The sequence below is a fragment of the Microtetraspora sp. NBRC 13810 genome, from assembly GCF_030268685.1.
GTDB lineage: Bacteria > Actinomycetota > Actinomycetes > Streptosporangiales > Streptosporangiaceae > BSRQ01.
Genome location: NZ_BSRQ01000020.1, coordinates 34182 through 43086, shown reverse-complemented (window position 1 = coordinate 43086; position 8905 = coordinate 34182). Strand labels below are relative to the sequence as shown.

11 protein-coding genes are annotated in these 8905 nt (G+C 72.7%); 7 read left to right on the top strand and 4 right to left on the bottom strand.

The annotated features are described in order from the left end of the window. Window positions 1–198: 198 nt before the first annotated feature. On the bottom strand, window positions 199–630 hold the full coding sequence (locus tag QSK26_RS31620; RefSeq protein WP_285778961.1) for a hypothetical protein: 432 nt from the start codon (window positions 628–630) through the stop codon (window positions 199–201). A 295-nt stretch (window positions 631–925) separates the two neighbouring features. Between QSK26_RS31620 and QSK26_RS31615 the strand changes: the two genes are divergently transcribed. Beyond that, entirely contained in the window at window positions 926–1306 is a 381-nt protein-coding gene (locus QSK26_RS31615; RefSeq protein ID WP_285778960.1) for an SgcJ/EcaC family oxidoreductase, read from the top strand. 166 nt (window positions 1307–1472) lie between these two features. On the opposite strand, the gene QSK26_RS31610 is transcribed toward QSK26_RS31615, so the two are convergent. Then, window positions 1473–2603: a WD40/YVTN/BNR-like repeat-containing protein gene (locus QSK26_RS31610; RefSeq protein WP_285778959.1), complete on the bottom strand. Its 1131-nt coding sequence runs from the start codon at window positions 2601–2603 to the stop codon at window positions 1473–1475. A 111-nt stretch (window positions 2604–2714) separates the two neighbouring features. Here QSK26_RS31610 and QSK26_RS31605 point away from each other — a divergent pair, with 111 nt between their 5' ends. Further along, window positions 2715–3731: a helix-turn-helix transcriptional regulator gene (locus QSK26_RS31605; protein WP_285778958.1), complete on the top strand. Its 1017-nt coding sequence runs from the start codon at window positions 2715–2717 to the stop codon at window positions 3729–3731. A 44-nt stretch (window positions 3732–3775) separates the two neighbouring features. Here the strand turns inward: QSK26_RS31605 and QSK26_RS31600 are convergent, their stop codons facing one another. After that, window positions 3776–4204: a MarR family winged helix-turn-helix transcriptional regulator gene (locus QSK26_RS31600; protein WP_285778957.1), complete on the bottom strand. Its 429-nt coding sequence runs from the start codon at window positions 4202–4204 to the stop codon at window positions 3776–3778. A 238-nt stretch (window positions 4205–4442) separates the two neighbouring features. Here QSK26_RS31600 and QSK26_RS31595 point away from each other — a divergent pair, with 238 nt between their 5' ends. Next, entirely contained in the window at window positions 4443–5069 is a 627-nt protein-coding gene (locus QSK26_RS31595; protein WP_285778956.1) for a TetR/AcrR family transcriptional regulator, read from the top strand. Window positions 5070–5129: 60 nt separating this feature from the next. Then, on the top strand, window positions 5130–5792 hold the full coding sequence (locus QSK26_RS31590; RefSeq protein WP_285778955.1) for an SDR family NAD(P)-dependent oxidoreductase: 663 nt from the start codon (window positions 5130–5132) through the stop codon (window positions 5790–5792). Between the two features lie 59 nt (window positions 5793–5851). Here QSK26_RS31590 and QSK26_RS31585 read toward each other — a convergent pair whose 3' ends face one another. Further along, window positions 5852–6025 (bottom strand): hypothetical protein, encoded by a 174-nt coding sequence (locus QSK26_RS31585; protein WP_285778954.1) that lies wholly within the window; start codon window positions 6023–6025, stop codon window positions 5852–5854. A 10-nt stretch (window positions 6026–6035) separates the two neighbouring features. On the opposite strand from QSK26_RS31585, the gene QSK26_RS31580 reads away from it, so the two are divergent. From QSK26_RS31580 to QSK26_RS31570, 3 genes are read left to right on the top strand one after another with little or no spacing between them, the layout of a single operon-like run. After that, window positions 6036–6248, top strand: a complete 213-nt coding sequence (locus QSK26_RS31580) for a ferredoxin (protein ID WP_285778953.1) — start codon at window positions 6036–6038, stop codon at window positions 6246–6248. Then, the gene (locus tag QSK26_RS31575; RefSeq protein ID WP_285778952.1) at window positions 6245–7576 is read left to right on the top strand and encodes an NAD(P)/FAD-dependent oxidoreductase; all 1332 of its coding nucleotides are present in this window, start codon (window positions 6245–6247) and stop codon (window positions 7574–7576) included. Before QSK26_RS31580 ends, QSK26_RS31575 begins: the two co-directional genes overlap by 4 nt. Next, entirely contained in the window at window positions 7563–8783 is a 1221-nt protein-coding gene (locus QSK26_RS31570) for a cytochrome P450 (protein WP_285778951.1), read from the top strand. Before QSK26_RS31575 ends, QSK26_RS31570 begins: the two co-directional genes overlap by 14 nt. Window positions 8784–8905 lie beyond the last annotated feature (122 nt).

The window sequence follows — 8905 nt, the reverse complement described above, 5'->3', positions numbered from 1 at the left end:
GGCTCCGGGGGACCGACGCGGTGAGCCATGCAGGGCATATGTCACTCAGGAGCCGGTCCCCGGAGACCGCCCCCTCGGACGCCTCCGAGCAGTCCGTCCACGCTCTGAACTCCCTCGACGATCAGGCGAGTCTTCCGGCCGGTGAGGCAGTAGGCCATCGGCTGCGGCCGGGTGTCGCGGATGCGCCCGTAGCCCCGCTCACCCGGCGGCCCCCTCGTCACCGGCCTTCCCGGCGAGCGTGCGCGCGGCCGCCACCTCGTCGCCGTCCCAACCCCAATGGCCGCCGTCCGGTTGCCGCTCGGCCTGCTCGTCGATCCATCGATGGTGCGCCTCCCAGGCGGCCTGCTTGGTCGTCCCCAGCGCGGCACCGATCTGCGACCACGAGGCACCGGCCCTGCGCGCCGACCGCACCGTGAGCTGACGCCCGTACCCCGCCTTCCGCGCGATCACCTCACCCAGCGCGAGCAACTCCAGCGCCTCCTCCCGCGACAGAGCCTCCGCGCCCTGGTCGATCGGCGGCCCGTCCTCCTCGTCCACCGGCGCGAGGGCGTCACGGGTCCGCAGCACGTCATGACGCGCGGCCGCGGTCAGCAGCGTGAACCGACGCTCAAGATCCTCAGGTGTGAACATGAACCGAGTATGTCGTCAAGCCACCTTGACGTCAAGGTGGCTTGACGAGGATCGGCGTGGGGTGGGGCGTTCGGCGACCCGGAGCCGCCGTCGACGCGATGGGAGGCGGCTTCACCATGCGCTACACCACCGTCGTGGTCACCGCGGTCCGGGCTTGACCCGCACATCGATGTGACGCCCTAACGTCCCGTTGTCAGCGACATCACGGTGAAGGAGTGACCATGCGGCCGACGGCGACGGAAACCACACCACGGCGGCCTCGACGCCGCCCGCGAGGGAACGGCGGTCGGCGGCCATGAGCGGCGTCACGCGGGCCGGCTCCGCGCACGACGTCGTCGCCGAGTTGCTGGACAGGTGGCGGAGGGCCTTCGAGGAGCACCGGGCGGCCGATCTCGCCGCGCTGTTCACCGAGGACGCGCTGTTCCAGGGCATCGGCCCGCGGTTGCGCGTCGGCCCGGCGGAGGTCTTCGGGTACTACGACGCCGTCCCCGAGGGCACCCGGGTGACCGTCGAGATACTGCGGGCGCACCGGCTGCACGAGGGGATCGTGGGCGGCTTCGCCGACGTGACCTTCACCGCTCCCACCGGCGAGACCACACCGATACGCCTGTCCGTCGTCGCGCGGCGCTCCGGCGGCGGCTGGCTGATCCGCCAGTACCACGCGGCGGCACGCTGACGACCCACCCCAGGGTGCCGTGGACCGGGGCGCCGCGGGGGCGGTCGCCGCGTACGCCCACGATCCGCTCACCCGCGACGCCCCGGGCCGGGGCCGGCATCCGTCGCCGCGCGACCACCCGGCCGTTCGCCGGAACGATCACTGACGCCGCCGGCCCCGTGGAGGGTCACACCTCCTCGGCCACTCCCAGGTACATGACCTTGGGCGTCGAGGGGTTGAACGCGATGGAGGTGACCCGGTCGTACGGGTTGTGGTTGGTGGTGACCCGGTCGCGGCGGGCGTCGTACCGGTAGATGTCCGTGCCGATGGCCGACCAGCCGGTTCCGTACACGAAATAGAGGACGCCCGGGTCCGACGGGTGGGCGGCGAGCAGCGGGCCGTTGGGGAGCGTGATCCCGTCGCCATGGTCGACCACGGGGGTGAAGTGCCGTCCGCCGTCGTGCGACCGGTAGATGTGCCGGCCGCCGGACGGCGCGCCCGCGTCCAGTTCCGTGAGGTCGAGTCCCATCGCGTACACGATGTGCGGCGCGGCCGGGGAGATCGCGGCGGTGAACACGTTGACCCGGGTGCCGGTCCTGCTCAGGCCGGTGGCGGCGGTCCAGGTGCGCCCGCCGTCGAAGGTGACGCGGGCGCCGGTCTCCGATCCGCCGAGCACCACGTGGTCCAGGTCGGACGCGTCGAACACCGCGGTGTAGACGGTGAGGATGTCGCTCTGCGGCCAGGCGGGCACTCCGACGGGCTTCCAGGTGCGCCCGCCGTCGCGCGAGTCGTACAACTGCCCGGCGCCGTCGGCCACCCGCAGGCGGTCGCCGCGGCGCCGGTCCACGCCGAGCCCGGACAGCGCGTCGGCGGGCGAGGCGAGCGGGGTGGTGCCCGCGGGCGTGACGAGCGTGAGGCTGCCGGCGCGGTCCCAGGCGTACGCCCGGCCGCCGGGAGCCGCGGCCAGCTCGATGTACGAACCGGCCACCTTGCCCACCGGGGTCCAGGTGCAACCGGCGTCCTTCGACCTCGACGCCACATTGTTCGACACGGCGAGCAGTTCGTCAGGACGGTCGAGTGCCACGAGTCCGGTGGTGTAGACGATCGGCTTGAGCACCTGGCTGGTCGGGGCGATCGTCCTGCCCTCGTTCCGGGTGAACGTCACCGCCCCGTCGCCGGTGACCGTCTGGCAGGCCGGTCGGTGCCAGCGGCCGGAACCGCCGAAGCCCTCATCAGGCTCGACCTCCGCGACGGCGGGTGCGGTCGCCGACAGGACCGCCAGCGCGGTCGCCAGTCCTATGGTCAACGCCTTCTTCACAACTGTCTCCCTGGCAGATCTGGTGGGGTTTGTCGATAAATCCCCCGGTATGTCCTATCGGTGAGTGGATCGCCTGGGCTAGGTTAGAGCCTGGCAGATCTATGACATTGCATGCATCTGACAGAGTGGCGGATCATGAACACGGACGACAACGCCCTGGCGGCCGTCGGGGTCGACGCCGAGGACGAGCGGCTCTACCGGGACCTGCTGCACCGTCCGCGCGCCACGCTGCCCGAGCTCGCCGCGCACACCGGCCGTACGACGGTGGCCCTGCGCCGCGCCTTCTCCCGCCTGGAGGCGCAGGGGCTGGTCAGCCGCATGGCGGGCCGCCCGGTCCGGTTCCTGCCGACCCGGCCCGACGTCGCGGTGGCCGCCCTCATCTCGCGCCGGGAGGAAGGGCTGGCCCAGGCGCGGCTGGCCGCGCTCGCGCTGCTCGCCGAGACCCCGCGCGCGGAGAACCAGGCCCCCGAGGAACTGGTGGAGGTCGTACAGGGCCAGGCGGCGGTGGTGCAGCGGTTCACCCAGTTGCAGCAGACCGCGACCGAAGAGCTCCTGGTGCTGGACCGGCCGCCCTACGCCCAGGACCCCGCCCAGCAGAACGACACCGAGATCGAACGCCTGGCGCACGGTCTCCAGGTGCGCGGCATCTACGACGTCTCGGCCCTGGCGATCCCCGGCAAGCTGCGCCTCGCCCAGGAGGCGGTGGCCGCCGGGGAACAGGCGCGGATCAGTCCGGATGTGTCCATGAAGCTGGCCATCGCCGACCGCAGGACCGCGATCCTGCCGCTGAACACCGACGCCGCCGCGCACGCCGACAGCGCGGTCATCGTGCACTCCTCGACGCTGCTCGACGCGCTGGTCGCGCTCTTCGAGGTCCTGTGGCGATCGGCGCTGCCGCTGCCCGCCCGGCCCTTCGAGACCTCCTCAGCCGACCTCCCGGACCAGGAGCTGTTCACGCTGCTGGCGGCCGGGCTCAAGGACGAGGCCGTCGCACGCCAGCTCGGGGTGAGCCTGCGCACCGTGCACCGGCGGGTCAGCGAGCTGATGGACCGGCTCGGCGCACGCACCCGCTTCCAGGCCGGGCTGCTCGCCGCCCGCCACGGCTGGTGGGGTCCGGACGACGTGTGACCGCCCGCACCGAAGCGCCCGGCACAGTAGCCGGCGAGCCGGCCTCACGGGCGGATGATGGCCTGCTCCAGCAGGGCCTTGAGGGTGCGCTGCTGCCGGGCGGTGAGCCCGGCCAGGGGTGACTCCTGGGAGAGGAGCGCCAGGAGCCGCTCGCGGAGCGCCGTGCCCTCCGGCGTCAGGACGAGTTGCCTGGCGCGACGGTCGGTGGGGTGCGCGCGGCGCTCCAGCAGGCCCTGTTTCTCCAGCTTGTCGACGACGAAGGTGGCGTTGGAGGGCTCGCAGCTCATGCGCTCGGCGAGGTCGCGCATGGTCATCGGGCCGGTCAGCTCCCGCAGCGCGGTCGCCTGGGCCGCGGTGAGCCCCAGGGTGGCGGCGCGCTCGCGCAGGTGATCGGCGATCTGCTGGGCCAGCCCGTTCACCAGCCCGCACAGCTCCCGCTCGGCGCCGGCCCGCGGCTCCGGGGATGTCGTCATGCGCCCATCCTAGCAAGTCCATCAAGTCAACACATTACTAGCTTGAATATTTCTGACTTGATGCTTGTGGTTCCGCTACAGCGACGGCCGAGAGAGTCTCACCCCTGACCGCTCACGGCGGCCTGCGGGTGGACCGGCGTGCCACGAAGGACTCCGAGGGCACTACCGGACGGTTGTCGTCCACTTCCGGGTGCGCTAGCTTAAGTGGACGTAAATCGTCCAAATCTGGTGAGGCGGCATGCAGGGAGAGCGCGAGAGTCTGCGGGCCGACGCCCGGCGTAACAGGGATCGGATCGTCGCCACGGCGCGCGTCCTGTTCGTACGGGCGGGGATCGACGTGCCGATGGACGAGATCATGCGTCAGGCCGGTGTCGGCAAGGGCACGCTCTACCGCCATTTTCCCGAGCGTGAACTGCTGATCGAAGCGGTGACGCTGAGCGTCTACCGGCAACTGTCGGAGATGGCGGCCACCGCCTGGGAACAGGAGGAGAACGCGTGGGGCGCCCTGCGGCGCTTCCTGCACGACTGGGCCGAGGTGCGGTTCGGCCTCGTGCACGCCGGGCTGTGCGAACGCCTGCCCGCCCTGCTCCAGGCCAGCGCCGAGCTGCGCCAGGCCCGCGACGGCTGGCTCGGCCAGGTCGAGCGGATGGTGCGGGAGGCACAGGCCGACGGGACGCTGCGCCCGGATGTCGGCGTCGGGGACCTCGCGCTGTTCGTCAACATGCTCGTCCAGCAGCGCGACGCCCCCGCCGCCGTGGCCGAGACCCTGCCCCACCGGTTCCTGGCGTTGTTCCTTGACGGGTTGCGCGCCCAGCCGGGGACGGCACTGCCCGGTATGCCCATCACCAGCGCCGAACTCGGCTGAGCCGGTCGGCACCCAAGCCCTCGAAGTCGGCACCCAAGCCCCCGAAAAGGTGGAGAACGCATGCCCACGATCGCCATTGTCGGCGCCGGTCCGCTGCTCGGCCTGTCTGTCGCCAGGCTGTTCGGACGCGAAGGTTTCCGAGTCGTCCTGATCGCCCGCAGCCGCGCCAACCTCGACCGGCTGGTCGCCGAACTGGCGGCCGAGGACGTCCGGGCCGAAGGATTCACCGGTGACGTCACCGACGAATCCTCCATGCGCCGAGCCTTCGACCAGGCCGGCCCCGTCGACGTGCTGCATTTCTCACCGGTCAGCAAGACCCTGAACATCGGCAGCGGCGTCGTGGGAGCACTCGACGTCTCACCGGAGAACGTGCAGCGGCAACTCGACGTCCAACTGCACGGCGCGATCACATCCGTCCAGCAGGTCCTGCCGGGCATGCTCGGGCGCGGCACCGGCACGCTGCTGTTCACCACGGCCTACGCCGCGGTGCAGCCGATGGACGCGGTGGCGAACTTCGGCATCGCCGGCGCCGCCCTGCGCTACTACGCCGCCACCCTGCACAGCGCCCTCGCCGGCAAGGGCGTCCACGTCGCGCACGTCAGCGTCGCCGCCTACCTCAACACCGGGCCCGGAACCGAACCCGACACCGTCGCCCGGGTCTACTGGGACGCCTACACCCGGCGTGACCAGGCCGAGATCACCTACTTCGCCCCGGAAAGCTGACCGCTCCACCGCCGCGGCCGCCTCCCGCCCGCCCGGACGGGCCTGCGGGCGCGGCGGTCTCACGCCCCAGGGGACCGGCGGTCCGCCTTCTCGCCGGGTTCGCCGGGTTCGCCGGTGGCCGCTCCTTCGGCCTCGATGCCGGCGAACAGCCACTTCAGGGCCACTCCGAAGAGCTCCTGGGACACCTGGTCGGGGGCGATGCGGCGCTGGCGGACCAGGTCCCCGGCGGACACCCTGCGGCTCGTGGTGGATCTGAACCGCTGTCAGAGCTACGGGCAGTGCGTCTTCGCCGCGCCGGCGGTCTTCCGGTTCCACGGCGCGGAAGCGCTGGAGTACGACTACGCGCCCGGCGAGAGCGCCCGGGTCCAGGTGGAACGCGCGGCCGCGGCCTGCCCGGTGCAGGCGATCAGTATCGGCACCCCGCCCGGCCGCGAGCCCGGCGGGCCGCTCCGATGACCACCGAGAAGATCGTCGTGGTCGGCGCCTCACTCGCCGGCCTGCGGGCCGCCGAGGCGCTGCGCGAACTGGGGTTCACCGGTGCCGTCACGCTCATCGGCGACGAGCCCCATCACCCCTACGACCGGCCGCCGCTGTCGAAGGCCGTCCTGGCGGGCCGGCTGAGCACCGCGCACACCCAGCTCCCCCAGCTCCGCCGGCTCGACGCCGAGTGGCTGCTGGGCGTGGCGGCCACCGGCCTGGACCTGCACCGCCGGCAGGTCGCGCTCGCCGACGGCCGCCGGGTGGGCTTCGACAAGCTCCTGATCACCACGGGCACCCGCGCCCGCCGGTGGCGGGATCCCGTGGAAAGCGCCCTGACCGGCGTACACCTGCTGCGCACCCGCGAGGACGCCGAACGGCTGCGCGCCGCCCTGACCGCCCGCCCGCGCCGCGTCCTGGTCGTCGGCGGCGGGTTCACCGGCTCGGAGGTCGCCTCGCTCTGCCGCGACCTGGACCTTGCGGTGACCCTGGCGCATCGCGACGGCGCCCCGCTGGCCGGCGCCCTGGGTGCGGCGGTGGGCGGGTTCGCCACCGGCCTTCAACGCGAGGCAGGGGTGGACCTGCGCCTGAACACCACCGTCGAGCGGCTGGAGGGCGACGCGTCCGGCCGGCTGCGGCGGGCGCGGCTGTCCGACGGCACGGCGCTGGAGGCCGACGTGGCCGTGGTCGCGCTGGGCGCGGTCGGCAATGTCGAGTGGCTGGCCGGTTCCGGGCTGGCCGCGGACGGGCGCGGCCTGCTGTGCGACGCGCGCTGCCGGGCGCGGACCGCCGACGGCGGCGTCGCCGAGGCGATCTACGCCGCCGGGGACGTGGCCCGCTGGCCGCACCCGCTCTACGACGGACGGCTCGTCCGCCTGGACCACTGGGGCAACGCGGTGGCGCAGGCACGGGTCGCCGCGCACAACATGCTCCACCGTGCCGTCGACCACCGGGAGCACCGCGAGCTGCCGACTTTCTGGTCCAACCAGTTCGGGGTCAACCTGAAATCCGTGGGCCTGACCGCGGGCGCCGACCAGGTCGTGATCAACCAGGGCTCGCTCGACGCCCGGAAGTTCGTCGCCGCCCACGGACGCCGGGGGCGGCTGGTGGCCGCGGTCGCCGTCGACTCGCCCCGGGTCCTGGACGGATACGCCGCGCTCATCGAGGCCCGCGTGCCGTTCCCGCCGACGATCAACGCCACGGACGGCCCGGCCGGGCCGCCGCACCCGGTGCCCGCCGCCTTCCCCGGCGGGCACGCCGTACCGGCCGGCGGACACCATCGAGAGGATGACCATGATCACCGTTGAGGACCTGTCCCAGGCCGAGCTCTTCACCGAGGCGCTCAAGCAGGCCAACCGGCCCGACCCCTACCCCTTCTACAAGGAACTGCGGCGCCGGGGGATGTCCCGGCTCGACGACGGCCGCTGGCTGGTGACCCGCCACCGCGAGATCACCCGGTTGCTGCGCGACCCGAGGGTGGGCTCGTTCCAGCGGGAATCCGGCGCCGCGAACGCCGGCCCCGTCCTGCACCACCCGGACGGCACGCCCTTCGAGGGGTCGTTCCTCGTCCAGGACCCGCCGGGGCACGACCGGCTGCGCCAGGCGGTCACCCAACTGCTGATCCCCCGCATCATGGACATGCGCGACCATCTGGAAGACCTGGTCACCGGTCTGCTCGACACCCATGTCACCGGCCGGCCCGGTCAGATCGACGTCGTCGCCGACCTGGCCTACCCGCTGCCGGTCACGGTGATCTGCGAGCTGCTCGGGGTCCCCAGGGAGGACGAGGCGATCTTCGGTGACTACGCGCGCCGGCTCACCCGCGGCCTGGACCCCGTGGAGACCCAGACCGAGGAGGAGCTGCGCGAGCTGGCGGTCGCCCGCGTCGAGCTGGCGTCCTACCTCAGCGGCCTGATCGCGTTCCGCCGCGAGCACCCGGACGACGGCCTGCTGTACGGGCTGATGAACGTGCTCGGCCCGCTGGACCTGCACGCCACCCTGCAACTGCTGCTCATCGCCGGGCACGAGACCACCGTCAACCTCATCGCCAACGGCACCCTCGCCCTGCTCCGCGACCCCGCCGCGGCGGCCCGCCTGCGCGAGGACCCGCAGCTGGCGACCCCGCTGGTCGAGGAGGTGCTCCGGTACGACCCGCCGGTGCAGATGACCAGGCGGCGCGCGCTGGCCGACATCGACATCTCCGGTGTCACCATCCCCGAAGGGGACACGATGGTGCTCATCCTGGCCGCGGGCAACCGCGACGCCGAGGTCTTCGCCGATCCCGACACGTTCGTCCCCGACCGCGCCGGAAACGCCCACCTGGCCTACGGCGGCGGCGCGCACTACTGCGTGGGCGCGTCGCTGGCCCGCGCCGAGGCGCAGATCGCGTTCACCGCGCTGGCCCGCCGGTTGGACGCGCCGCGGCTGGTCACCGACCCGCCGCCGTACCGGGACAACGCGGTGCTGCGCGGACCTGAGCGGCTGCTCGTGTCCTTCGACCGCCTGACCGCCTGACCCGGTCCTCGCGGCGCCCCATCCTGAGAGACCAGACAGGAGGGCGAGCCGAAAGAGGACGGCGGGCACGGCCGTCGAGGCGGGCCGCGAACCGCCTGCCTGGACGGACCGGCGCATACCGG

Excerpts from the sequence above, each read along its gene's own strand:
- QSK26_RS31620 (WP_285778961.1), bottom strand. The coding sequence starts at position 630 with ATGTTCACACCTGAGGATCTTGAGCGTCGGTTCACGCTGCTGACCGCG.
- QSK26_RS31615 (WP_285778960.1), top strand. The coding sequence starts at position 926 with ATGAGCGGCGTCACGCGGGCCGGCTCCGCGCACGACGTCGTCGCCGAG.
- QSK26_RS31605 (WP_285778958.1), top strand. The coding sequence starts at position 2,715 with ATGCATCTGACAGAGTGGCGGATCATGAACACGGACGACAACGCCCTG.
- QSK26_RS31600 (WP_285778957.1), bottom strand. The coding sequence starts at position 4,204 with ATGACGACATCCCCGGAGCCGCGGGCCGGCGCCGAGCGGGAGCTGTGC.
- QSK26_RS31595 (WP_285778956.1), top strand. The coding sequence starts at position 4,443 with ATGCAGGGAGAGCGCGAGAGTCTGCGGGCCGACGCCCGGCGTAACAGG.
- QSK26_RS31590 (WP_285778955.1), top strand. The coding sequence starts at position 5,130 with ATGCCCACGATCGCCATTGTCGGCGCCGGTCCGCTGCTCGGCCTGTCT.
- QSK26_RS31575 (WP_285778952.1), top strand. The coding sequence starts at position 6,245 with ATGACCACCGAGAAGATCGTCGTGGTCGGCGCCTCACTCGCCGGCCTG.
- QSK26_RS31570 (WP_285778951.1), top strand. The coding sequence starts at position 7,563 with ATGATCACCGTTGAGGACCTGTCCCAGGCCGAGCTCTTCACCGAGGCG.